Origin of the sequence: Sphingobium sp. IP1 (assembly GCF_002708645.1) — a bacterium.
GTDB classification, from domain to species: Bacteria; Pseudomonadota; Alphaproteobacteria; order Sphingomonadales; family Sphingomonadaceae; genus Sphingobium; species Sphingobium yanoikuyae.
Genome location: NZ_NOIW01000044.1, coordinates 20,515 through 42,480, shown reverse-complemented (window position 1 = coordinate 42,480; position 21,966 = coordinate 20,515). Strand labels below are relative to the sequence as shown.

Below are 21,966 nucleotides of genomic sequence, written 5' to 3'. Positions count from 1 at the left end.
GGGGGGTGGCCCCCGGCGCGGGACCCGGCGCAGTGGGCGGGCGGGCGCGCCCCGCGCGGGCGGACCCTGCGATCGCCCCCCCCGCGATGCGGGTTATGCCGCCAACCGAGGCGGCGGGCGATGTGGCTGCCGGCGCCGCTCGCACAGCGCCTGTCCCGGCAAAACCGCCTGTATCGCCCGCCCCGCAAGCCGCAGCGCCTGCTCCCGAGCCGGTCGCGCCGCCTCCCCCTCCGCCGTCTGGACCTCTAGGTCGCGCCCTCGCGCGTGCGCCGATCGCCGCGCCCGTTTCGACGTTGGTACCGACGCCTCTGGCCGAGGACGCGACGCCCCAGCGCATGGTGCTAGAAGCCGATGGCGTGAACGTGCCCGTCCAGCTGCTCGGCGAGACTGGCGATGCGCTATGGGTGCGCACCGAAAGCGGCGAAGAGCTTCAAATCCCGCGCACCGATATCGAGGCGGGCCATGTGCGCCTGGTTGACCCTGCAGCTGTCAAGCCGAACTTGACGGCTGAGGCCCCTGCCCCCGCTCCAGCCGACGAGCCGCAGGAAGTGGTCGCGCCTGCACCGCAACCGCAGGCGCAGGATATCCAGCAGGAAGCGCCTGCATCTTCGCCCGAGACCGGTGAGATGTTCGACGCCGAAACGGGCGAGGTGATGAGCGCTCCCACCAAGCCGGCGCGGCCGGCGAAGGTGAAGCCTGCCCCGTCGGCGCAGAAGGTGGCGCCAGCGGAGGTCGAGTCCGACTCTGCTGCGGCATCTATGTCCGAAGCCGATCTGCGCGCGCGCTTGCGTTATCTTGCCTCGCAGGCACGCACCAACGCGGGTTGGACCAAACCGCTCCTCGCCGAGAAGAAGCGCGTCGAGGCGGCGATCGACGCCATCAACGAAGCGCGCGAGGGCGCGGCCGACGCGATCAAGGCGGCTGAGGCGCAGGCGGCCACCTCGCCGCTCAACGATCTTCCCGAGCCTACGGAAGCACAGAAAGAGGCGGGCAATTATTCGAAAGGTCATGTCGCGATAGGCGGCCTGGACGTGTCGATCGAAAACCGGCAGGGACCAGCCGCCGCCCTGAGTGGCCGCCGCTCAGATACACATATGGCTATGTGAAGCGCTCCGAGGGGGCAGACGGCGATCATGTCGACGTGTTCCTTGGGCCCAAAGCCGCCGATCCAACCAATCCCGTGTTCATCGTCGACCAGGTCAACAAGGACGGATCCTTTGACGAGCACAAGGTAATGGTCGGTTTTGGCGACAAGGGCGCTGCGCGTCGCGGCTATCTCGCCAATTACGAGAAGGGGTGGACCGGCCTCGGCGACATCACCGAAATGTCCTTCGACGACTTCCGCACGTGGGTGAAAGACCCCGAGCGCACGATCGCGCCGGCCGGCACCAAGGTTGCCGCTGCAAAAGCCGTGGAACCTCAGACACCTGCGGCCGTTGTTGAGATGCCGTCGGCGTCGGAGACACCCCCCCCGACTTCTGCGCCGGCGGTGACCAAGCCTGCAGTCGAGCGACGCCCCACCAGCAAGAAGAGCCCGAACCCGTTCGTTCGCGATGGCGAGCGCTACACGGTGTCGCAGGACGTGGATTATCTGTCGGCCGGCGCGACCTATGAAATCGAAAGCGCCGGGAAGCGCAGCGCCTATTTCCGCAATGTCGAGCGTGGCGGCGGCACGTCCCTCAACAACTATGTGATCGAGCGCGCTATGCGCGATGGCGTCATGTCCATTGCGCCGGAAGTGGTTGCCGTAGAGGAACCTGAGGCGGATCGGGCTGTTAGTGAAGGGTCGCCGGCGGAGCAAGGTGCGACCCTGGACGCTCCGCCGGTGGCAACCGCCGAGCCGGTGCCGCCAGCCGAATCTGCGCAAACGACTGACGACGTCTTCAGCAGTAACAAGCTTTTCACTGCCGACAAGGTCGAGGCGGCGCGCGCGCGCCTCCGGGAGAAGATGAACCGCATCAACAGCGGGATCGATCCGGAAGTGCTTGTTGACGGCATGACGATTGCCGGCGCCTATATAGAGGCGGGCGTGCGCAAGTTTGCCGACTATGCCGCCGCGATGCGTGCCGACTTCGGCGAGCGAATCACGCCCTACCTGCTGTCCTTCTGGGAAGGCGCGCGCAACTATCCCGGCCTCGACACCGTCGGCATGTCCACGCCCGAGGATTCGCGCGCCGCGCATGCCGAATTGGTCAAGCCCGGCCTGCCCGCAGAAGAGGCCGTCACGCTCGGCACCGAGGTCGCCAGGCCCAAGCGCGAGAAACCAGCCGCTGCTGGCTCGCGCAAGCTGCGCGACTGGGGCGTCGATCGCATCGACGGCTGGATGCCGGTCGAGGGCGGCGAGAATATCGACACTGGCGAGGGGCTGAAGGATGGTTTGAAGGACGCCTTCCTGGGCGATGCAGCAGCCTATATGCGCTCGGTCGCAGCCGCACTGCGTCCGCTCGGGTTCGAGCCGCACCCCAACGCCAAGGGCGAGGCGACGAACCCGGTGGCGCGTCGCACCGGCGGTGTCGCGGTATCGGGCGACGTCACTCTGCATCTGCGTCACCCCGCCAGCGGCACCAATGTCTTTGCGATCGTCGGCGCTGGCTCTCTGCGCGGCGTCGTGCCGACCGATGGTGCCGGCGTGTCCCTGATGTACCGTGTCTCGGCCAAGGAGGGCGACAAGCAGGCAACGTCCGGCACCAACCGCTGGGCGCCGGTGGACCTGTCCGCGATCGATCTCGCCGATACCATCGCCTGGGAGGTCGAGCGCGGCCAGCCCGAGATAGTGCGCGGCGAGGTGCTGCCGGCCGAGGAGGAGGAAGCCCCGACAGCGACCGCAGCTACGCCTCCGGCAAAGATCGAGGATTTCGGCGAAAAGCTGCTCGGTGCGCGCAAGGATTATGCGCAGAGCCTGAAGGAGCGGATGGCAGAAGCCGAGGGCATCGATGTCTCGACCGAGCCGCTATCTGTGTCCTGGCCGGAGCCCAATTACCAGAAGCTCCTGGATGATGGCGTCGAGGACTATGTCGTCGCGTCCGTCCGCGCGCTCCGCGACGCTGTGCCTGCCAAGCCGCAAAAGGCGTGGAAGCTCAAGGGCTGGGCCGAGAATGTCCGTCAGCTGCGCGACTATGCGAACGGCCTGCTCAACAACACCGAGACCGGCGCCGAATTCCGCGCGCTCGTGAAGGAACCCGGCGGCAAGCGTGCGATGGAAGAGCTGGAAGGCGCCATCGACCTCTATCTGGCGGCTGGCCATGCCCAGTCGCTCAAGGGGTTGAGCGTTCGCTTCCACCATTATTCGCTCTACCGCGGCGAGCGTGACGTGTCGCTCTGGGCGGTGGAAAAGCGCGCCAAGGGCACGGGCTGGAGCAACTGGCCGCAGGAGATCGCCACCGGACAGACCAAGCAGGAGGCTATCGACGGCTTCCTCGCGAAGCTCGCCACCGGCGGGCTAGCGCCGAAGGACAGTGGCCGCGCCGTTCGGTTCGATATCTACTCCAAGCGGGGCGTGGCGCAGCGCTTCTACATCGGCAAGAAGATCGGCACTGAATATGTCGATCTCCAGTCCTTCGACACGGCTGCGGAAGCGCGGACCTATCTGCGCGAGAACCAAGACGCACTTGTGGCGCAGCTCGCAGCCTACCGCGACATCCCGCCCGAGCGCCGGACCGTCAACGCACCGCGCGTCGGCGTCGATCATCGCAGCGGCGGCGACGTCACGCCCGAGCTGTTTGCCGAGCGCTTCGGTTTCCGCGGCGTGCAGTTCGGAAATTATGTCGAGGATCAGCGCCGCCAGGAGGATCTGAACGAGGCATATGACGCGCTGCTCGATATGGCGGGCGTGCTCAATGTTCCCGCTCGCGCCCTATCGCTGGGCGGGCAGCTGGGCCTTGCCTTTGGCGCGCGGGGCAAGGGCGGTGTCGGTGCGGCATCGGCGCATTATGAGCCGGGCAATGTCGTCATCAACCTGACCAAGGGGCGCGGCGCTGGGTCGCTCGCGCATGAATGGTGGCACGCCCTCGACAATTATTTCTCGCGCATGGGCGGCAATGCGGCCGGATTCCTGACCGACACGGGCGCCGCGGACGAGAATGTCCGGCCTGAAATGGTCTGGGCTTTCCGCAACGTCATGGAGGCGATCCGCAAATCCGCGATCCTCATGCGCTCCAAGGAGCTCGATAAGCGTCGCACGCGCGCCTATTGGGCGACTGACGTAGAGATGTCGGCTCGCACGTTCGAAAGCTACGTCATCGCGCGCCTGGCGGACGCCGAGCATGCCAACGACTATCTCGCCAATGTGGTGTCGCCCGAGGCCTTCCTCATCCCTGAGGCGTACCCCTACCCCACGGCCGAAGAAATGCCGGCGATCCGTGCGGCGTTTGACGAATTCTTCCAGGCGATAGAAGCGCGGCCGGTGGGTGACGATATCGCCCTGTTTAGCGAGGCGGCGGAGCCAATTGCGGCTGGCGACATGTTCGCATCGCCCGACGCGCTGAAGGCGACGCTCGACAAGTCGAAGTTCGGGCCCGCGATTCAGCGCTGGATCGACGCTGGGCGGATCGTTCTGCACCAGTCGGCCGAAACCCTGCCGATCGGCGCCTCGCGCGCCAGCATTCGCGCCTTTCTCGACGGCGATCCCGTCGTGACGCTCAAAGGCGACGAGTTCGCGCCCGACGGCTATCCGCTCACGTCCAAGGTGACCCGCTGGTACCGCGAGAATGGCGGAGAAACCGTCGAGACGCCCGGCATCGGCGAGGTGTCGATCGACGCGGTAGCGGTGAAGAATTCCGTGTCGCACGGCCTTGGCCGCGCAAAGGCGGCGGCGTTTGCAGCGGTTCCGGACGTGCTGCGTCGGGGCAAGATCGTGCATAGCGAGCCGATCGCTGGCGCGCGCAGCGAAGGCACTGCCTATTTCGTGGCGGCGCCAATCCGCATGGGCGGCCAGGACATGATCGAAATCGTCATGATCAAGTCGGATAAGAACGCCAAGCGCATGTACGTCCATGAGGTCGCTTTGAGGGAGGTGCTCCGACAGCCCACCTTCAAGACCAGTGCAGATGCAGCCGAAGCTGGGGTGCGTTCTGGAGCAGGTGCCGGAGCGCTAAGAAGCATACTCCAGAATATTTATGCCGCCAAGCCGGAGGATGATACGTCCCTCGCGAGCCAGGCACAGTCTGGCGTGCAGGGCCTCACGACGCCGGACGGGCGTATTCACCTCGTGGCGGACCAGCTCACCGATGCGACCGCCCTCCCCGTACTGCTGCATGAGATGTTCCATGCCGGCGTCGAGCCCCTGCTTGGCGAGGCGAAGTGGAAGCCGCTGATCCAGCGCCTGGGCCGGCTCTACAGCAATGCGGCCGGCCTGCTGGTGAGCGGCGAGCGCGATGTGTCGCCATTCTGGCTGGCGGCGCTGGATCGCGTCGACCGCGCCCGTCCGCCAGCGGCGTACACCGCCGAGGAGTTTGGCGCGTACGCGATCGAGGAGCGGGCAAAGCTGCCGGCCGGCATCCGCGACGTCGTCGATCGACTGCTTGGCGTGTTCAAGGCGTGGATGCTGCGTCGCTTTGGCGCGCAGGCCGGGCGTGTGACGCCGGCGCAGTTGCAGAGCCTTGCTATTGCCGCGCTCCGGTCTCAGCCTTTCGCCGTTACGAACGAGTCGGGCGAGGTGCGGTACAGCCGCCGTGGGCCGACCGTCGAGGCGATCGATGCGGCAACGCCAAGCATCGTGCGAAGCAAGATGACTGACGCGATGGGTGGCGATTTCAACGTCCTCGCAACGCTGCCGCATGATGTCCTGGCGGGCGAATTCGCGCTCGACCACAACCTGACCGCCATGAAGGATTATCTCAAGCTCAAGCGGCAGATGGATAGCGCGCGCGACACCTGGCACGGCAAGACGGCCGAGGTCGCCAAGGCCTGGCTCATTTTCCAGAAGACGGCGGGCAACAAGGTCAATCAGGACATGATGGACCTGATGCACGAGGCGACGCTTGCGGGCGTGGATCCCGCGAAGCCTTTTGTCTCCATCCTCACGCCGCAGGATCGCGAGGCCCTGGCGGCTGGCCCCGATGCCTCCGGGTTCGAGGAAGCGAGCGAGCGCGCCCAGATCGATCGCCAGCGCCGGTCCGATCATAGCGACCTCAGCAAGACGTGGGACGCTCTGCCGAAGAAGGCCAGGGAGCTCTATGTCCGCGTTCGCGACACCTATCGCGAGATGTCCGACGCGTTCGAAAAGGCCTTGCTCGACAATCTGAGCAAGGCGCTCGACATCCGCCATCGGCAGGTGAAGGACACCTATGACGCCGAGCTGATCCGCATCGCCGATTCCGACTTGTCGGAGGAGGCAAAGCAGGCGGCATTCGATGAGGCGGACAAGGTCTATAACCGAGAGTCCCGTGTCCAGCGTTATGCCAAGGGCGCGCGCATGACGCGGCTTCGGGCCTTCTTCGAGACCCGCAATATCTCCGGCCCATACTTCCCGCTCGCACGCTTCGGCAACTACTCCGCCACGGCGCGCGACAAGGAGAGTGGCGATATCGTCGGCTTCTCGCGGTTCGAAACGGAAGGCGCTCAGCAGGCCTTCGTCGCGGAGATGAAGAAGGAGGGTTATGCCGTCGAGCATGGCGTGCTCGGCGCCGGCGGTGGGCTGCGTGATCAGGTCGATCCGCAATTTGTCGTCGACGTCGAGACGATCCTTGAAGGCGCGGACATCAGCGACGCGGTCCGCGACGCGGTGTGGCAGCGCTGGCTCGAAACGCTGCCGGACATGTCGCTACGCAAGTCCCGCATCCATCGCAAGGGAACGGCCGGCTTCACGACGGACGCAATGCGTGCCTTTGCGAACCACATGTTCCACGGGAGCCACCAGCTTGCACGCCTGCAGCACGCGCTCGATATGGAAGACGCGCTTGATCAGGCGGAAAAGCAGGCAGAGCGGGCCAAGGATCCGAACCGGGCCAAGATGATCGTCAACGAGATGCGCCGTCGCCACGCGTTCACGATGAACCCGACCGGCTCGCCATGGTCGCAGGCCGCGACCAGCATGGCGTTCATCTGGTTCCTTAGCTGGCGACCGTCGGCGGCCCTCGCCAACCTCGGGCAGACGGCTGTCATGGGCGTGCCGATGCTGGCCGCCTATGACGGCAGTTATCGAAGCATGGCTCGCGCATCGTTCGAGCTCACCAAGGCTCTGAAGGATTTCGCGGCTGGCCGCGGGCATGCGCAGAACGCTGCATCGCTATCCGCAGACGAGAAGCGGGCCATGGAAGCCGCTTATGAGACGGGTGTGATCGACCGAACCCAGTCGCATGATCTTGCGGGTCTGTCGGAAACCGGCATCAAATATCGCCCAGGCCCTGCGATCCTGATGGAAGTCATCAGCTGGTCCTTCCACCACACCGAACGGCTGAACCGTGAGGTGACGTTCCTCGCCGCCTACCGCATGGCGCGGCGCAAGGGTGAAGGTCATGAGCAGGCGATCGATATTGCCGGCGATCTGACGTGGAAGTCGCATTTCAATTACACGAACACAGCGCGTCCGCGCTTCATGCAGGGCGACGTCGCGAAGATGTTCCTCGTCTTCCGCAACTTCCAGGTGAACATGCTGGCGCGCTTGATCCGCGACACGCATCAGGCTTTCAAGGGGCGCAGCGCGGCCGAGCGCAAGCAGGCACGCATTCAGTTGATCGGCGTGACCGGCATGATGATGCTTTCGGCCGGCATTACGGGCACGTGGGGTTACGGCATCACTATGGCGATCGCGCAGGCAATCGGGGCACTCATGGGCAGTGACGATGACCCCGAAGAGGAGTTCAAGGCCAGTGTCCGCGCGACGCTCGGCAATCGTCTGGGCAATGCCGCGCTCGAAGGTGTGCCTGGCGCGACGCTCGGGATCAGTCTGAGCGAGCGTATCGGCATGCCTGACCTCTGGTTCCGGTCGCCCGATCGCGAGCTCGAAGGGCGCGCCGCTTGGGAATATTATGCGATCCAGAGCATGGGCGCCGCCGTCGCCATGGGCGGGAACTGGTGGGCGGGCATCGACCAGGCCGTGAACGAGGGCCAAATCTATCGTGGCGTGGAGACTGCTGCGCCCAACGCCATCAAGGATCCGATGCGCCTGTATCGCTATGCCAGCGAGGGCGCTGTGAGCCTGAAGGGTGATATCGTCAAAGACGAGTTCTCCACGCTTGAGCTTTTCTATCAGGCTTTGGGCTTCACGCCGGCATCTCTCGCGCGCCAGTATGAGGAGAACCGCGCGAACAAGAACAAGGAGCAACGGATCACGGACCGTCGCCGGCGCATCTTGGTCGACTTTGACAAGGCTGTGCGTGCCGGATCGAGTACCGCTGACGTCGAGAAGCGCATCGATCAATTTAATGAGGCGCATCCTAGCTGGGCAATCAAGGCGAAGGATGTCCGCCGTTCGCTGCGCGCGCGCGAGCGTCGCCGGGCCGAGATGCGGAACGGGATCTATATCAACCCGAAGCTCGCGGGCGAGCTCCGGTTCGAATCGGCAGACGGTAGTGGCGAGGGCGCAGAATAAAGGGCGTTTACCGGTTCAAATCATTTGATACAAACAGCGTTGCTCGACGCTATTTCGTGAGACACAGCACATAATTAACGAGGCGAATAAGCCCACCTACAGTTATATTTCCGCTAAAATATTTAAAGCGTATTGGAAATAGAATGATGAACGAACAGTGTTGTGGCTTGCGTACATAAATTCCGCGTTGTGAAGCGAACACTTGTCAATCGCAGTCTATTTTGATAGCCGCAACCAAACAATTGGTGGGGGGTGATGGAAATGAAATCAAAGACACCGACACGCTCAAATTCATCCTTGGGCAGCATCCCGCTGGTTGAGAAACTAAAGTACGCTTGGCAACTTCTAAAATTCCGCATCGGCGAGCCTGGTGCCAAGGATTTTGCGATGCAGATTCGCGATGAGGTCGCCGGTGTTGCCGCAATCTATGAACGCGAAACCGGTAAGCTGGCAAGTCAGGCGCGTGTGCTGGAAATTGGCTTTGGCCCGCGTCCTCAGCGCGCCTTTGGCCTGACCGGCTTTTTCAAGGACGTTATCGCGGTCGATCTTGATGCCCCAGTGATGGGAATCAGAGATCTGGTCCGCGTGTTCCGAAAGAACGGCCTCGAACGCGGGATCAAGAGTCTGGTCCGCTACGCTCTTTTCGACGCCCGCGAATGGCCAATGTTCCACAAGGTTCTTGTCGCAAACACCCCGCATTATCGCCCCAATACAGCCAAGCTGATAGTCGGTAGTGCCGGCGATCACTCGACCTGGGAACAGTTCGGCGGCGCGATTGACATTGTGTTCTCGACCGACGTGTTCGAACATATCCCTCCAGCCGAACTCGAAGTTCTGCTGACCACAATCCGCAGCCGCCTGGCGCCCGGCGGCATCGTCGTCACCCGCCCGGTAGTGTATACCGGCATCGCTGGTGGGCATGCAGTGGAATGGTATCCGCAAAACGTCGCCGCCCAGACTAACGGCACGACTGCCTGGCGCCACTTGTTGGACCCGGACTTTACGATCAACACTTACCTAAACAAGCTGACCCGGCGCGATTTCGTAGAACTGTTCAATCGTGTCGGTTTTGACATCGGGGGTGATTTCGCGGAGTTCGGTCGAATGGGCGAACGATGGATGACGGCAGAGAAGCGCGCCGCCCTTGCGCATTACGATGATTATGAGCTTTATTCTAACCGGGTTGAGTTTTTGTTGCGATAAAACGGCGCGGGTACGGTCCCAGCACCCCGCCTAATCTGGCATGCGGATGTCGTCCAACGGCGCCTCCTCACTCGCGATTGTGCTTTTGGTGCAAGCATGAGTCAAACCCCGCCACACATTGGCCATTGGCACCGATTCGCCAATCGGATAGACTAAGGGCATCGATCAATCGCGCATGAAGTGCGGTCCAAAGGGGCTAGCACGTGGCGCGGATTTTCCACCAGCATCGTTCGGACGCAGGGTTCTCGGCAGAGGCGCCCTGTGGCTGACAATCCCTCGACATCGGAATGGCTGCTTGGTGGCGGCGGGCTCGTCGGCATCGGCATGGGCGTGCGCTGGCTGCTCGAATGGTGGGGGAAGCGCGACGATCGCCGGCAGCAGCGTGAGGATCGGCGTGCCGCGAGAGAGTCCAACGAAGTGATCGAACTGACTGCCCGTCTCAACCAGCTCGAAGAGAAGATGACGCGATTGACGATCGCAGTGAACATCCTCGTGGCCAAGGAATTCCGATCCGACCCTAACAGCCCGGAGCTTCAACAAGTCCGGGTCATCCTTGGCGATGCCTTCCCGCTTCAATTGCATGTCCCGCAGGACATGACCGACAAAGTTGGAGAAGTCCCATGAAGGTCAAGCTCATCGACGAATGGCGCCATGCGTGGAAGTGGGCGTCGGTCCGCATCAGCGCAGCCGGCGCGCTGCTCATGGTGGCGGCTGAGGTCGCAGGCCAAACCTGGTTGGGCCTGCCGGAAGATGTCCGCGCATCGATCCCTCACGCTGACACGATCGCTCTGGTCCTGTTCGTCATCATCCCCCTCGCCCGCGTGCTGACCAAGGAGAAGAAGGATGGCTGACGATCTCCCGCCGCCCATCGTCGTCACGGGAAAGCGCGTGAAGAAGCGCACGCTCGCCGCCGTCCTTGGTTCGCCACTCGCCGCGGCGATGCTGTTCGTCATCATCCCGCGCGAAGAAAGCGGCCGAAAGGTGGATGCCACCGTGCAGCAGGACGGCTCCGTCCAGGTCAAGCACATCGCCGGCAAGCAGTATCTGAAGGTCTACCTCGATATCGTAGGCGTTCCCACTGCGTGCGACGGAATCACCAAGGGCATGAAGCTCGGGCAGACCTACACCGAGGCGCAATGCAACGAGAAGCTCGAGGAAGAGCTGATCGCACACGCAGAGCCGGTCATTCAGTGCATCCCCGAGCTTTACGGCCGGCCATATCAGGCGGTGCCGGGCGTAGACCTGTCCTTCAACATCGGCACTGCCGGCGTCTGCAAATCGAGCCTGGTCCGCTTCTGGCGCGCCAAGCAGTGGAAGGCGGGCTGTGACTGGCTGATCAAGTTCAACAAGGCCGGCGGCCGCGAAACCCGTGGCCTGTCGCTGCGTCGTCGCCGCCTTCAGGAGGTTTGCTACACCGGGATCGTCGCGGGCAAGACGCCTGAGAATCTCGAAGCGCGCGTGAAGGCAGTCCGGTGACAGGCATCGCCGCCGACGCGATCAATATCGCTCGACGGCAGTATCTCGCCGAGGACGGAGAAATCTATCCCGTCGTTGCCTGGTTCGACATCGAGGGCAATGACTGCGAGCCAGCTGAGGCAGTTTCAGCCGTCGCCGGCACAGAGGGGCGATGGTGGCCATTGGCCCTCTGTGATTTTTCGGGGGCCTTGCAGTGACCGAGCTGGCCGAAGTCCACACCATCTACTCCGAGAACTGCCGGTCGATCACAGACATGTTGCGCCGCGCGGCCGACAGCATCGAAACCGAAGAGGCTGAAGGTTTTGTCGGCACCTCCGCCATGGTTGCGGTGCAGGTGATGAAGGACGGCCGGATTCAGGTCTACGGCTGGGGCGACACCAACGACCTTCATGCGCTCGGCGCGCTCAGCGCCGGCGGCCAGCAAATCGGGGACATGATCCTCGACACGGGAGAATGACGCCGTGGTGACCATGCATAATATCCGTCGTGCCGTCGCGATCGCGGCTGGCGTCGTCATTGCCATGCTGGTGGCGGCGCTACTGCTCACGCGCGCCACACTCGCCGAGGAGCGCGGCAAGTTCGAGATCTGGAAGACGTCCGTCGCGCACACCCAGGCCGAGGCGAAGGCGGATGCGCTCGAACAGAAGGCCAAACAGGAGGCGAAAGATGCGAAAGCGGCTCAATCTGCTCAGTCTGACTATGACGCTCTGCGCGAGCGCTACACTAGCCTCGTGCGGGCCCAAGCCGCTCGACATCCGGGCAGCGGCGCCGATCTGCGCCGATCGGCCGACGACGCCGGCATTCCTGCTGAAGGCGCCGAAAATCCCGACCTTCCTGTCGGATCCGGTGACGGCATCCCCTTCGGCACCATCCTGATATCCCAGGGCGACGCGCTCATTTGCGCTGAGAATACGGCCTATGCCCAAGGCGCTTACCGCTGGGCGACGGAGATCAGCCAGCCAGCGGCCAGTCCGGAGCGTTGATCTCCGCGAAGTGGGTGGCGCCCATCAGGTTGCCACCCTCTCGCGTCGCCCAGTCCTCGTAATAATCGTCTTCGCCGGTGATGAACTTGTCCCAGAGTGCGATCACGGCCTCGTCGTCGCTCCAGAAGAGCAAGTCGCGCCCGTCCTTCAGGTGATCGGGCATTTCAGCGATGGGAATCCAGTCGATGCGGCCCATCAGCTGATCGGCCGAAGATTGCAGAAGCGTCCGAGGTCGCTGAGGTCAATCTCAGGTATCCCCACCACGCTTTCGATCAGATCGGCAATCTCGTGCAGGTCCGCGCCGACCAAGCCCGTATCGAGCACCGGCGCATCCTTGGCGAACCGATCAGCAAACGCGCGAAACTTCGCCTTCACTTCGTCTTCCATGCCTGCCCCCTTTCCGCCCACGCCAGAGCGCCGACCATGTACGGGCTATCGTCGCGCTTGCCCTCGCGCAGTTCCGCGACAAAGGCCTTGTTGCTGAACCCACGCGCATCGAGCGCGTCAGCGACGGCCGCGCGCACCTGTTCGATCAATTCCATGGCTGTTCTCCTGCGCGAACATATGCAGAACACAATTCGATTCGGTCAAGCGTCAGGCTCATCGAACGGGCGATAGTCCGTTTGCGCGTCGCTTGCCTTGAAGCCCGGTATCGCCCCGATATCGCCGTTGCCGAGGGAATTGTGGGCAATCCACTTCCCGTCTTCCATGCGGAAGTCATGCGGGCGCGGATCATGCCAAGACGACGAGCTTTCGAAGCCCATCGGGTGAAAGTCGGCCGGCACGGTCCCGATCTGCTGGCCGCCCCGCATGAGCGGGATCGGGTCCGTCGGCTCGTCGAGCCCGTAGGCGGCGATGATCTCGGCCGCGCCAAACTGGCGCACCTCGGCGAGTACGAGATCGATCCGGCGACCGTCGCTCAGTTCGTAGGTGACGTTGCCGTCGCGCTGCTGCTCGATCGACTGCGGAAGTGGTCTCATGGCTTGCGCTCCTGCAGCTGGGCGAGAACACGGTCAACGCAGTATCGAAGGTCATGGAGGTCATTTACCGACAGTCGATAGTCTACGCTGTCAATCTGTCCGGCATGCAGGCGGGCAACGATCTGGATAGGATAACCATCGGTGTAGGCGGTGAATTCGATGTCTCCGGCTTTCTGCTTTATCGTCACGATACACCTCCCGCCAACACATGCTGCGCCAGCACCTTCAACCTGCTCTCGTCTGTCATGCGCGGTTTGGGCGCGATGCCAGGGTCATTGATCCCGCGCGACTGGTCCGCCTTGATGCCGAGCATTTCCAGCAGCACCGGGTCGCTGCCCCAGTTAGTGTGCAGATAGTGTGCGTTCACCTGCTTTGTCTGACCAGGGCGGCGCAGGCGGCCGAAAAACTGGTAATGGACCTGTGGCGACCAATCGAGCTCGCCGACGACAGCGTCGCTGCAATGATATTGCAGCCCGTCGAGGCCAGCGCCTGATCGCAGAGACATCATCATGACGCGGGAATCGCCGCCACAGAACGCGTCCACGCTGCGCTGCTTGCCGGCGGCGCTTTCCGAGCCGGTGTAGAGAACGGGGTTGAACGGCGCCAAGGCGTCCTTCCAGATGTCGTAAACCTCTCGGTGCCAGCCGGCGAGCAGCACACGCGGGCTGTCCTTCAGCAGCAGGGACACATAGGCGGCAACCGCCCTCGCTATGCCCGTCAGTTGCCGCATCTTCATGTCGAGCTCGCGCGCGGCGCGGCCGGCCTCTGCGAAACTGCCCCTCAACACCGTCTGGGCAAGCTGGCGCGCAATCTCCTGCTCCCCCTCGACGGCGGCCAGGTCGTGGTCGATTTCCCATTCCAGAATATTAGGCGGCGGCATCGATGCGTCGACGGTCGGGTCATCTTCCGTGCGGCGGAGGAAATAGCCGGTGTCGCGCAGAAAGGAGCCAAGCGCGTCGGGATTTGAAACGATACGGCCGGAGCTGCACCACTCGCGGATGAACTCGCTCCAGTCCCCAAGAAGATCGGGCTTCACGAACTCCATCACGGCGTGCATCTCGTCGCCATAATTGTAGACCGGCGTGGCTGTGAGCCCCATTCGGAAGTCGGACCGGTCGGTCAGGATAGCGGCAGCTTCGCCTTTCGCTGTTCCTCGCCCGTGCCGAAGCTCCTGGATCTCATCATAGATGACGGAGCGGAACGGTCCCTCCTTGATGATGTCCACCCAACCGGCAGCATTGCTGTATTTGAAGATATAGACGTCCGCCTCGGGCAGATCATAGGGCGTGCGCCCCTTGATGATGTGGACGCGCAGCGAGGAGAATTCCTCGATCCGCTTCTTCCACTGCCCCGCCAAGTGCGGCTGGACGACGATCGCCGCCGGCATAGGCGCGCCGAACAGCAGCGCCGCGATCGCGCTGATCGTCTTGCCAAGGCCGACGTCGTCGCCCAGCAGCATGCCGCCATTAGCGACCGCGATCTTTGCGGCCTGCGTCTGATAGAGATAGGCGGCCTTCCCTTCCTTGAAGCCCTGCAGTTCGCCGGGCTTCCACGTCGGCAACAGGATGCGCTCCCGCTCGGCCGCGCGATAGGCCAGCCGATCGACAGCGGCGTCGAGCTCGTCCCATTCGTCATGGTCGAGGGGATAGCGCGACATGAACCAATGCAGATCCGCGCGCACCTCGTCAGTGTCGCTGATGCCGATCTCGGTCGATGTGACGGGCACGCGGGGGAACATGCGTTTGAACGCGATCGCGACGTGCGGCGCGAGCTGGGTGATGCGCCAGCGGCGCGCGACCCGGTCCAATTCGAGTTGGCCGTAGGATTTCACAGTGATGCCCTCCCGGTGGAAACGAGAAACAGCGGCTTGCCTTTGACCGCGTCAGGCAGGCCCATGGCCGTGCCGGTGATGAGAATGAGCGAGGCGATGGCGTCCTGCTCGGCGTAGCGCTCCAGCTGGCGGAATATCTGACGCGGCGGGCAACGCGTCTTCGCCTCGATGCCGATCCCGCCCTCGACGAGGAAGTCGATCCGATCGCGCGCCGTCATGCGGGCTTCGCGCTCGAAGGCAATTTGCAGAAAGCGCAAAGAAGCCTCGATATCGTCCTGGAGCCAGATTTCTTGCCCAACGCGATATCGCTGCCGGCGCAGATGATGGACGAGTTCTTCAGGCCTCATCCGAGGGGCTCCGTTTTCCAACCTTGCGCACGCGAACCGTGACAGTTTTGGTCAGCCAAAGGCCGGGATGCGGGCTATTTTTTCCGCCCCAGCATATCCCATCATAGGGAAGGAGGCGCACCGCCACGATCGCCACAAATATAATGAGCAAATCACTCATATGTACCTCGGGGGTTTAAGGCCCAGCTCGTAGCGGCGGTTGAGCATTTCGCTCTCCAGCCGCTCTAGCAGCGCCAGTTGCCAATATTCCACGCGCAGGCCGATATCGTTGACCTCGCGCAGCTTCGCGTCTTCCTCAGGCGTCCATGGGCGCGCGGGAGGTCGCGCGGGACGACGACGGCGCTTCACGGATAGATCCTCCCCTCGCGCAGCATCTCGGCAACGCGGCGCGGATAAGCGAGATGCAAGCCGGATACGTGCTGACTGGTCGGGATCAGGCTTTCGACCATGCGCGCCGCCACAAGGTGCGCGTCGTGCAAAAAGCACCGACCGTCCATCATGCAGCGCCCTTGCTCGGAGCAGGAAGGGGCATAGCCCTCGCACTGAACCATCGCGTCGCCGAAGTGGAACGAGTCAGCATCGTGGCGCAGATCGCGCTCGCGAATGCGCCGGCTCATTTGCGCCTCTCCCGCAGTTCGCGGCACCAGCGCGCGACGGTGTGCGATCCGGCGCCATAATGGTCGACCAGCTCGCGCTGGTTCATGTGGCCCGCCTGGATGGCGAAGTCTGTCGGCATTGCCCGCACTGGACGGCCGTCAGGCGGCGCGATCCACCGGCGTTGCTTCATCTTGGTCACCTGTGACGGGTGGACGCGCAGCAGCTGGGCGACGGTGGCGAGAGGGTGAACCTCCGCCAGCCGGCGGGCGCGGTCATGCATCGACTGGGGGAGCGATCTCATGATGCCGCCTTCCAGAGGATCGGCTTCTGATCGCGCGGAATGCGATGCTTGCCCCGCGCCATGGGATGCGTCGGTGCGCCGCTCTTCGTCTTCCCCCAGCACCATAGATCGGGCCATGGCTCGATACCGCCCTGGATCTCCTCGACGACATGCTCGATCCAGATGTCATCCCAGGCGATGTTGCCCCAGCAGACGAAAACCTGATCGGCTTCCTTCGCGACCTGGGCGACGTGAGGCAGGTTCGTCATGATCATCTGGTCGCGCGCGTACCAATCGTCGGTCAGGTGCCATTCGGCGCGCTTGCGGCACTCGGCTGGCGACGAGGTGCAGAACGGGTAGAGGTTGACCGCGCGATAGCCACCGAAGCCGAATAGCTGGAACCATGCGTTCCACCAGAGCGAGGTTGGATCATCGCCGTTCGCATCCGCCGTCGACGGGTTGCAGCCGATGACACAGGCGATCGGCCCCGGTCCCCAGCGGCGGCCCAGCTCTAGCCGCTCTTGGCCGGAAAAAATCGCGGTGCGCTCCATGATCTCTTTGCCGAACAGATCGGTTGTGAATTGCGCGCTCAAAGCATCCTCCGGCGTGAAATCAACCGCATTTCGCGGACAAGGATGTGGCGGCCGCCACTTGCGTTTTTGCTTCGTGGAAGTGATGTTCCTCGACATGAATTGGAGAAGCCGTGTGTCCGAAGCGCTGGTCGGCGGAGCGACCGGACTGTTTGTCGTAGCCTGCTATATTGTTGCACGTGCGCGAATCGACGGTGCCGACGCCGGCGATTGGCTGGCCTTTGCTGGCGTTATCTTCGGTGTGATGCTGACAGCAGGTGTCACAGTCGGCATCCAAAAATTCGGTGACTGGGAGAAATTCCAGCCATTGCGGAAGCGCGCATTGGCTGAAGTCGATGAGCTTCGCGCCGCAACCAAATGGTATATTGAGAATAAGCGTCCTCAAACCATGTCGCGAAAGGCGAGCGATTTTCGCGGTCGCATTGAGGAGATAAGCGCGATGAATTGGGAACTTAGCGTCGCTCTGCGCGCGCAAATGAAACGCTTTACCGAGGCGCAAAGCGGGATGTCGGGCGCGACGATCTACGACGAGAAAGCCGACTGGCCCCGAATTGCGTTGGACTGTGTTGATGAGATGCGACGCCTTTTGAGCTGAATCATTTTTCATTTTGGACACCTTTCGGCGATCATCTCATCCGCCGCGCGGAAGATGTCAGCCGGCGTGCGCAGGCGGCGCGTGAGCACGCGTCCCGTCAGGTCATCTCGCGCGTATGCGTCCCAATCCGTGAACTCGCCAAAGACCATGGTGCATAAAGCACCCCACGCGCACTCTTCGTCCCATTCGGGCTCGTAATACCCCTCCATGGCGCCGACCATGATTGTCCCCGGCCATGGGTGACTGGGCGGCCGGATATGGATGTAGGGGTATCGCGTGCCCTCGCGGCACTTGGGCGCGATCACATACTCGCCCTCGTAGGAGCGGAAGGCGTCGGCATGCACCGAGACGTGGCGTTCCCAATGCTTTTTCGCCCGGATTATGAAGCCGTGATAGTTGTGCCACTCGGCCGGGAATTGCTGCCGGTTGTCGCCGAGGAGCGGCAGGTAGGGCGCGGCGCGCTTGGACAGCTTCTTGAGGATGCGGAGGTTCATGCTGCCACCTCAACCGGAACGACTGGCAACGGGATCGGCAACGCCTGCCCCGTCGCCAGATTGATGAAGGCGCCCGCATGGCCGATCGAGCCGCGTCCGAGCAGATCGAACAGCAGCGCCAGCGCGTGACTGGCGACGACCCGATTCACGAATAGCGATTGTCGATCGAGCGCCTCGGCGACCGAGCAGCTGGGCGCATCGTCCTCGGCAACGCTCTCATCCGCAAGCTCGGGGAAATATTCCATCACGGTCGGCAGGCGCCCCGGCTGGTCGCCCGCCCCCTTCGGACACCCGAGGATGAACTGCCCGTCGGTCGCGCGGTTGCCGAGGTCGAGCCAATAGGCCGGCGGCTTGAGGTTGTCGAATTCCCGCTCGCAAGCGTCGATGGCGGCGCCGATCGCGCGCCGGGCGGAAGCGGTGTCGACACAGGAAATGACGATATCCATGGCCGCAACCTCAACATCGGCTGGCGCGCGGCCATGAACGGCCGTCCACGCCAGGCCATGCGCCAGGTTGATCCGCTCCGTCAGCGTGCGCGCCTTGGAGTTGCCAAGGTCGCAACGGTAGAACGGCTGGCGGCCGAGGTTCGCCTCGCTCACAGTGTCGTCGTCGACGACGGTGACATGCAGTGATCGCGACGATATCGCCCGCAAGGCCGCGTCGAGCGACGCCAATCCCATCAGCATCTGCGCGCCGTTGCCGCCGCACCCGACCAGCAGGATCTTGATCGCCTTGTTGTCGTAGGAAGCACGCAGATAGTGCCGTTTCGCTTCACTCTGCATATTTATCTCCGGAGAAGGGGCTCCACAGCACCGGCAAGAACATGCCCCCAGCGCACAGGCGGGAGGCCCTCACGGCGCCGCCGGGATCGTCGATGCGACCGAACACCATCGATATCTTCGTCGCGTGGGCGTCATCCGCGTTGTCAGTCGAGCTGAAGAACGCGCCACTGCGGCCGTGGCTATGGATGTCGCAGATGACATGCGAGCCAGCTGACAGCGTCGGCGTGCGGTAGACGAGACGCGTGGGCGTCGCTTCGTCGATGGTCGGGAAGTCCAGCGCGAACGCGCCGGTCGCCTCGTCCCAGATCACGAACGCAGCCGCCTCGTTAGGCAGCGCCTCCTCGAAATGCTCCAGCACCCGCCGCAGCAAGCCGCCGGGGATCCGGCCGCACCGCAGGTTCGCCTTCGACGGCCCGACGCTGCCATAGGGAAGGTGCGCGGCGATCGGCGACGACACGGGCACGTCCAGTTCCAGCCAGGGCCGGCGTAGGATCAGCATCACGCCGTCCTGTCCGATGATAAAGCCATGCCCCGCCTTGGCAGCGCGCAGCGCATCGATGGCAGGCGAGTTGCCGATCGGCGGGACCGGATAGCACGGCACTGCTTCCAGGATCGCCGCGGCGGTCGGATCATCCGTGAGGTTGCTCATGCCCCGGCCCCCGCGATCAGCTGGCCGAACGTGATCGGCGCGCCTTTCGGCTTGCCCGCGTTGAACGGCTTGAGGCGGCGAACCGGGAAGCGCTCCGCTTTGCGCGACGCGAGATCGTCCCACAGGGCGACAAGGCCACCCTTGCCAGTGACGGTCATCTCCTGCCCTGGGTTCGGATGCGTCGACCAGGAGTCGAACACGGCGCGCTCATATTCAGGGATGGCCGCGATGTTCAGTGCCTTGGGCTTGCGAATATTGCCCCAGCAAAGCGAGCCGTTGATGTAAACATTGAGCACCGGCGAGAACAGCAGTTGCGTGTCTGCCGTTGGCCGCTTGTTCGTCGGCAGGGCATAGACGCCCAGCCCTGTCCGGGTAGCGACGAACAGGTGCGCCGGATACGGGAGGGGCAACGTCGTGCGCTGCGCCAACGCCTTCAGCGTCGCGGCTGGCCGGGATAGCGCGAAATAGGACGTGCGGACCTGCTCTGGCACCCACCACGCGAGCATGTCGGGATGCGACACCAGCACATTGTCAGGCAAGATTTCCGGCGCCAGCGCCTTCCCCAGAGCCTCGGTCCACCGCCGCAGATGCTCGCGGGTCAGCGGCGAGCCGGCGGCAATGATCGGCTGGCCGTCGAGGTGCTCGACATCGTGGATGCTGGCAAAGGCCTCTTGCGGCCGGCCGAGATGCTCTCCGCTGGAGTAGAGGAGAATGGCGTTGGTGAGAGCGAGCCCGCTCCCTGTCGCCTGGAATTTAGAAATATGCTTGGTCATGGCGATGCCTCAAAGACCGGCTGGGTCGAAGTTGAGGAGGTCCTGGGCGGCGAGCAGAAACTTCACGCCGAGTTTCAGGGAGGCGAACCACGCGCCGACCTTGTCGGCATCGTCGAGCTGACAGAAGCCAGCGACGTCCAGGAATCCCTGCTCCATGCCGGGCCGATTGATTTCATCGAGCTCACGCGCGAATTGATCAAATGGGACGAGCGTAAGAGGCGGCTCGCTAGGGCGATCCCTGTAGTCGGGCACATATTTCCAGAGCAGCTCCAGATCGAGCTGCCACGCGCCATTATCGAAGTCGTGCGCCTTCAACGCAGCGTGGGCCTTGCGCAATGCGCGGATCCTGTTCGCAAGAGCGGGCGGCATATCCTTTAGGGGCGCGGCGTTCGCAGCCAACATCCAGTCAGGCCGGCGCGCGTTCATCGCCGACGGCAGCATTTCCTCATCGACCTCGTCGCCATCCTGACAGAACCATTCCACCAAGGCAGCGCGGGCGCCTTCGTCTGTCACCTCGCCTTCCCAATGGTACATCGAGACCGCATCAAACAGATCATCGTAGTGGGACACCGGGAGCGCGATGTTCAGTGTACTGACGAGCTCCTTGTAGGCGGCAGCACGCCAGCCGAGTGGCGCAACGTTCGCGAAAACCGTCTCCCGTAGGACATTGCTCTTCTCGATCCATCCGAGATCTATCTGGCCAAGGCCGTCACAGATCAGCACGAGCGCGGGCGGCAGCACATCGTCGCCTATGAGCACGACGGCACGGAGATCGACTATGTCGAAGGGCTTGAGGATGTCGAGCACGGCATCATTGAATGTGCGCTCGATCCGCGCCCGCGCCTCATGCCGGGTGCAGATGCTATCGGACGGGACGATCGTCTCGACCCAGCGGCCGATCAGCTTGTGATGCGCGGCCAGGGGTACGTCGAACATCGCCGGCACGTCGGGCGATATGCCGACCGCACGGCCTGGCAGGTCAGCCGAGGGGCGCGAGAGCAAGTCCATGGGGCGGCTGGAGCGGCTCGTGCGCCCTGCCCTCGTTCGGGACGAGAATGCGCGCATAGAGGGCTTTGTCCGGGTCGCTACAGACGGGTTTGGTAAAATCGGTTTGGTCGCCATCATGCTCGATCCATTCGAGAAGGGTTTTCCGGGGGGCGGCCGGGATGGCCGCGCTCTTCGGCGGCATGTCAGCCCTTGGTGCCGACGGCCCGCCGGTACTCGGTGACATGGTTGGTACCCGACACGCCGGCGTCGATGGCTTCGGCGTTGAGGATCGCGGGGTAGAGCGACGCGTGATAGGCGCGCAGGCCCTGGGGATCACTGGCGAGGTGCGGCGGGATCGGAAGATCGATCCCGTCATAGCGATAGACGCGGGTCAGATGGTTGATTTGCATTGGTGCCTCCCGGCAGATGGTGGTTGAAAGCTGGCGTGGGTCAGTCCCACAGGCTGGCCGGTTCACCCGGCGCAGGCTCTGCCGGCGGGGCGGCGGGCGCCTCGGCCCTCGGAGCCGCCGGCGGCGCGGCCTTGGCCGGTGCCGGCTTGGGCTTGGGCACGGCCTTTTTCGCGGCTTCAGCCGCCTCACGCTGCTCGGCCAGTTGATCGCCCAGCGCCTTGCGGGCCGCGATGAGCTCGCCCAGGGCGCCGCCCTCCCCCTTCGCGAGTTCGGCGTCGATTTCTGCGGCCGTGGCCGTGATCGATATCGGCCGGACCTCGCCGCCCTCTGGCTTGTGGGCGCTGCCCTCGGCCTTCCGGGGCATGATGGTCATGGTGACCGCGCCGTCCGGACCGGCGACGAGGTCGAGGCCGAGCGAATAGCGGGACAGCAGCGGCAACAGGCTGGTAATCAGCATCG

The 21,966-nt window shown here is 63.6% G+C and carries 28 protein-coding genes; 10 read left to right on the top strand and 18 right to left on the bottom strand.

The genetic code is table 11. From position 1 onward, the window contains the following. Window positions 1-335: 335 nt before the first annotated feature. The 9 genes from CG471_RS16090 (at window position 336) to CG471_RS16050 (ending at window position 12,192) form a co-directional block, all read left to right on the top strand. Entirely contained in the window at window positions 336-1,106 is a 771-nt protein-coding gene (locus tag CG471_RS16090) for a hypothetical protein (protein ID WP_099232471.1), read from the top strand. Beyond that, window positions 1,103-8,530 carry a PLxRFG domain-containing protein gene (locus tag CG471_RS16085; protein WP_099232470.1) on the top strand — a complete coding sequence of 2,476 codons (7,428 nt, stop codon included), beginning with the start codon at window positions 1,103-1,105 and terminating at the stop codon, window positions 8,528-8,530. The genes CG471_RS16090 and CG471_RS16085 overlap by 4 nt, the downstream gene beginning before the upstream one ends. A gap of 261 nt (window positions 8,531-8,791) precedes the next feature. Continuing rightward, window positions 8,792-9,733 (top strand): class I SAM-dependent methyltransferase, encoded by a 942-nt coding sequence (locus CG471_RS16080; RefSeq protein ID WP_180275722.1) that lies wholly within the window; start codon window positions 8,792-8,794, stop codon window positions 9,731-9,733. A gap of 261 nt (window positions 9,734-9,994) precedes the next feature. Beyond that, a complete protein-coding gene (locus CG471_RS16075) occupies window positions 9,995-10,357 on the top strand; it encodes a hypothetical protein (protein WP_099232468.1) in 363 nt (120 codons plus the stop codon). Continuing rightward, window positions 10,354-10,584, top strand: a complete 231-nt coding sequence (locus CG471_RS16070; protein WP_099232467.1) for a hypothetical protein — start codon at window positions 10,354-10,356, stop codon at window positions 10,582-10,584. Before CG471_RS16075 ends, CG471_RS16070 begins: the two co-directional genes overlap by 4 nt. Next, window positions 10,577-11,209: a glycoside hydrolase family protein gene (locus CG471_RS16065; RefSeq protein ID WP_099232466.1), complete on the top strand. Its 633-nt coding sequence runs from the start codon at window positions 10,577-10,579 to the stop codon at window positions 11,207-11,209. The genes CG471_RS16070 and CG471_RS16065 overlap by 8 nt, the downstream gene beginning before the upstream one ends. Beyond that, window positions 11,206-11,406: a hypothetical protein gene (locus CG471_RS16060; RefSeq protein ID WP_099232465.1), complete on the top strand. Its 201-nt coding sequence runs from the start codon at window positions 11,206-11,208 to the stop codon at window positions 11,404-11,406. Before CG471_RS16065 ends, CG471_RS16060 begins: the two co-directional genes overlap by 4 nt. After that, the gene (locus CG471_RS16055) at window positions 11,403-11,666 is read left to right on the top strand and encodes a hypothetical protein (RefSeq protein WP_099232464.1); all 264 of its coding nucleotides are present in this window, start codon (window positions 11,403-11,405) and stop codon (window positions 11,664-11,666) included. The genes CG471_RS16060 and CG471_RS16055 overlap by 4 nt, the downstream gene beginning before the upstream one ends. 7 nt (window positions 11,667-11,673) lie before the next feature. After that, a complete protein-coding gene (locus CG471_RS16050; RefSeq protein ID WP_180275721.1) occupies window positions 11,674-12,192 on the top strand; it encodes a hypothetical protein in 519 nt (172 codons plus the stop codon). Here CG471_RS16050 and CG471_RS16045 read toward each other — a convergent pair. The 11 genes from CG471_RS16045 to CG471_RS16005 all read right to left on the bottom strand — a co-directional run bounded on the left by CG471_RS16045 (window position 12,161) and on the right by CG471_RS16005 (window position 16,916). Next, on the bottom strand, window positions 12,161-12,388 hold the full coding sequence (locus CG471_RS16045) for a hypothetical protein (protein WP_099232462.1): 228 nt from the start codon (window positions 12,386-12,388) through the stop codon (window positions 12,161-12,163). The two genes, CG471_RS16050 and CG471_RS16045, sit on opposite strands and share 32 nt — an antisense overlap. Further along, the gene (locus CG471_RS16040) at window positions 12,388-12,579 is read right to left on the bottom strand and encodes a hypothetical protein (protein WP_143560224.1); all 192 of its coding nucleotides are present in this window, start codon (window positions 12,577-12,579) and stop codon (window positions 12,388-12,390) included. Before CG471_RS16040 ends, CG471_RS16045 begins: the two co-directional genes overlap by 1 nt. Then, window positions 12,564-12,734 (bottom strand): hypothetical protein, encoded by a 171-nt coding sequence (locus CG471_RS30720; protein ID WP_180275720.1) that lies wholly within the window; start codon window positions 12,732-12,734, stop codon window positions 12,564-12,566. The genes CG471_RS16040 and CG471_RS30720 overlap by 16 nt, the downstream gene beginning before the upstream one ends. Before the next feature lie 45 nt (window positions 12,735-12,779). Further along, the gene (locus tag CG471_RS16035; RefSeq protein WP_099232460.1) at window positions 12,780-13,172 is read right to left on the bottom strand and encodes a hypothetical protein; all 393 of its coding nucleotides are present in this window, start codon (window positions 13,170-13,172) and stop codon (window positions 12,780-12,782) included. Further along, window positions 13,169-13,360, bottom strand: a complete 192-nt coding sequence (locus CG471_RS16030; RefSeq protein ID WP_099232459.1) for a hypothetical protein — start codon at window positions 13,358-13,360, stop codon at window positions 13,169-13,171. The genes CG471_RS16035 and CG471_RS16030 overlap by 4 nt, the downstream gene beginning before the upstream one ends. After that, a complete protein-coding gene (locus tag CG471_RS16025; protein WP_099232458.1) occupies window positions 13,357-15,003 on the bottom strand; it encodes an SNF2-related protein in 1,647 nt (548 codons plus the stop codon). The genes CG471_RS16030 and CG471_RS16025 overlap by 4 nt, the downstream gene beginning before the upstream one ends. Then, window positions 15,000-15,371 carry a hypothetical protein gene (locus tag CG471_RS16020; RefSeq protein ID WP_143560223.1) on the bottom strand — a complete coding sequence of 124 codons (372 nt, stop codon included), beginning with the start codon at window positions 15,369-15,371 and terminating at the stop codon, window positions 15,000-15,002. Before CG471_RS16020 ends, CG471_RS16025 begins: the two co-directional genes overlap by 4 nt. 135 nt (window positions 15,372-15,506) lie before the next feature. Next, window positions 15,507-15,698 (bottom strand): hypothetical protein, encoded by a 192-nt coding sequence (locus CG471_RS30240; RefSeq protein ID WP_143560221.1) that lies wholly within the window; start codon window positions 15,696-15,698, stop codon window positions 15,507-15,509. Then, window positions 15,695-15,967 carry a hypothetical protein gene (locus CG471_RS16015; RefSeq protein WP_099232456.1) on the bottom strand — a complete coding sequence of 91 codons (273 nt, stop codon included), beginning with the start codon at window positions 15,965-15,967 and terminating at the stop codon, window positions 15,695-15,697. Before CG471_RS16015 ends, CG471_RS30240 begins: the two co-directional genes overlap by 4 nt. Then, a complete protein-coding gene (locus CG471_RS16010; RefSeq protein ID WP_143560219.1) occupies window positions 15,964-16,248 on the bottom strand; it encodes a hypothetical protein in 285 nt (94 codons plus the stop codon). The genes CG471_RS16015 and CG471_RS16010 overlap by 4 nt, the downstream gene beginning before the upstream one ends. After that, window positions 16,245-16,916 carry a DUF1643 domain-containing protein gene (locus CG471_RS16005; protein WP_257211570.1) on the bottom strand — a complete coding sequence of 224 codons (672 nt, stop codon included), beginning with the start codon at window positions 16,914-16,916 and terminating at the stop codon, window positions 16,245-16,247. The genes CG471_RS16010 and CG471_RS16005 overlap by 4 nt, the downstream gene beginning before the upstream one ends. 16 nt (window positions 16,917-16,932) lie before the next feature. On the opposite strand from CG471_RS16005, the gene CG471_RS16000 reads away from it, so the two are divergent. Next, window positions 16,933-17,412, top strand: a complete 480-nt coding sequence (locus tag CG471_RS16000; RefSeq protein ID WP_180275719.1) for a hypothetical protein — start codon at window positions 16,933-16,935, stop codon at window positions 17,410-17,412. Between the two features lie 8 nt (window positions 17,413-17,420). Here CG471_RS16000 and CG471_RS15995 read toward each other — a convergent pair whose 3' ends face one another. From CG471_RS15995 to CG471_RS15960, 7 genes are all read right to left on the bottom strand, one after another. Beyond that, window positions 17,421-17,906: a hypothetical protein gene (locus CG471_RS15995; protein ID WP_099232453.1), complete on the bottom strand. Its 486-nt coding sequence runs from the start codon at window positions 17,904-17,906 to the stop codon at window positions 17,421-17,423. Beyond that, window positions 17,903-18,688, bottom strand: a complete 786-nt coding sequence (locus CG471_RS15990; RefSeq protein WP_099232452.1) for a PRTRC system ThiF family protein — start codon at window positions 18,686-18,688, stop codon at window positions 17,903-17,905. The genes CG471_RS15995 and CG471_RS15990 overlap by 4 nt, the downstream gene beginning before the upstream one ends. Beyond that, a complete protein-coding gene (locus CG471_RS15985) occupies window positions 18,678-19,337 on the bottom strand; it encodes a PRTRC system protein A (protein WP_099232451.1) in 660 nt (219 codons plus the stop codon). The genes CG471_RS15990 and CG471_RS15985 overlap by 11 nt, the downstream gene beginning before the upstream one ends. After that, the gene (locus CG471_RS15980; protein WP_099232450.1) at window positions 19,334-20,110 is read right to left on the bottom strand and encodes a PRTRC system protein B; all 777 of its coding nucleotides are present in this window, start codon (window positions 20,108-20,110) and stop codon (window positions 19,334-19,336) included. Before CG471_RS15980 ends, CG471_RS15985 begins: the two co-directional genes overlap by 4 nt. Before the next feature lie 9 nt (window positions 20,111-20,119). Then, window positions 20,120-21,118: a hypothetical protein gene (locus tag CG471_RS15975; RefSeq protein ID WP_257211569.1), complete on the bottom strand. Its 999-nt coding sequence runs from the start codon at window positions 21,116-21,118 to the stop codon at window positions 20,120-20,122. Window positions 21,119-21,300: 182 nt separating this feature from the next. After that, window positions 21,301-21,507: a PRTRC system protein C gene (locus CG471_RS15965; RefSeq protein WP_099232448.1), complete on the bottom strand. Its 207-nt coding sequence runs from the start codon at window positions 21,505-21,507 to the stop codon at window positions 21,301-21,303. Between the two features lie 40 nt (window positions 21,508-21,547). Continuing rightward, the gene (locus CG471_RS15960) at window positions 21,548-21,964 is read right to left on the bottom strand and encodes a PRTRC system protein E (RefSeq protein WP_099232447.1); all 417 of its coding nucleotides are present in this window, start codon (window positions 21,962-21,964) and stop codon (window positions 21,548-21,550) included. Window positions 21,965-21,966: the final 2 nt, after the last annotated feature.

Excerpts from the sequence above, each read along its gene's own strand:
- CG471_RS15995 (WP_099232453.1), bottom strand. The coding sequence starts at position 17,906 with ATGAACCTCCGCATCCTCAAGAAGCTGTCCAAGCGCGCCGCGCCCTAC.
- CG471_RS15975 (WP_257211569.1), bottom strand. The coding sequence starts at position 21,118 with ATGGACTTGCTCTCGCGCCCCTCGGCTGACCTGCCAGGCCGTGCGGTC.
- CG471_RS16010 (WP_143560219.1), bottom strand. The coding sequence starts at position 16,248 with ATGAGATCGCTCCCCCAGTCGATGCATGACCGCGCCCGCCGGCTGGCG.
- CG471_RS16040 (WP_143560224.1), bottom strand. The coding sequence starts at position 12,579 with ATGGAAGACGAAGTGAAGGCGAAGTTTCGCGCGTTTGCTGATCGGTTC.
- CG471_RS16015 (WP_099232456.1), bottom strand. The coding sequence starts at position 15,967 with ATGAGCCGGCGCATTCGCGAGCGCGATCTGCGCCACGATGCTGACTCG.
- CG471_RS16090 (WP_099232471.1), top strand. The coding sequence starts at position 336 with ATGGTGCTAGAAGCCGATGGCGTGAACGTGCCCGTCCAGCTGCTCGGC.
- CG471_RS16070 (WP_099232467.1), top strand. The coding sequence starts at position 10,354 with ATGAAGGTCAAGCTCATCGACGAATGGCGCCATGCGTGGAAGTGGGCG.
- CG471_RS15980 (WP_099232450.1), bottom strand. The coding sequence starts at position 20,110 with ATGACCAAGCATATTTCTAAATTCCAGGCGACAGGGAGCGGGCTCGCT.
- CG471_RS16035 (WP_099232460.1), bottom strand. The coding sequence starts at position 13,172 with ATGAGACCACTTCCGCAGTCGATCGAGCAGCAGCGCGACGGCAACGTC.
- CG471_RS15990 (WP_099232452.1), bottom strand. The coding sequence starts at position 18,688 with ATGCAGAGTGAAGCGAAACGGCACTATCTGCGTGCTTCCTACGACAAC.
- CG471_RS16005 (WP_257211570.1), bottom strand. The coding sequence starts at position 16,916 with ATGTCGAGGAACATCACTTCCACGAAGCAAAAACGCAAGTGGCGGCCG.
- CG471_RS15960 (WP_099232447.1), bottom strand. The coding sequence starts at position 21,964 with ATGCTGATTACCAGCCTGTTGCCGCTGCTGTCCCGCTATTCGCTCGGC.
- CG471_RS15985 (WP_099232451.1), bottom strand. The coding sequence starts at position 19,337 with ATGAGCAACCTCACGGATGATCCGACCGCCGCGGCGATCCTGGAAGCA.
- CG471_RS16065 (WP_099232466.1), top strand. The coding sequence starts at position 10,577 with ATGGCTGACGATCTCCCGCCGCCCATCGTCGTCACGGGAAAGCGCGTG.
- CG471_RS30720 (WP_180275720.1), bottom strand. The coding sequence starts at position 12,734 with ATGGAATTGATCGAACAGGTGCGCGCGGCCGTCGCTGACGCGCTCGAT.
- CG471_RS16045 (WP_099232462.1), bottom strand. The coding sequence starts at position 12,388 with ATGGGCCGCATCGACTGGATTCCCATCGCTGAAATGCCCGATCACCTG.
- CG471_RS16080 (WP_180275722.1), top strand. The coding sequence starts at position 8,792 with ATGAAATCAAAGACACCGACACGCTCAAATTCATCCTTGGGCAGCATC.
- CG471_RS15965 (WP_099232448.1), bottom strand. The coding sequence starts at position 21,507 with ATGCAAATCAACCATCTGACCCGCGTCTATCGCTATGACGGGATCGAT.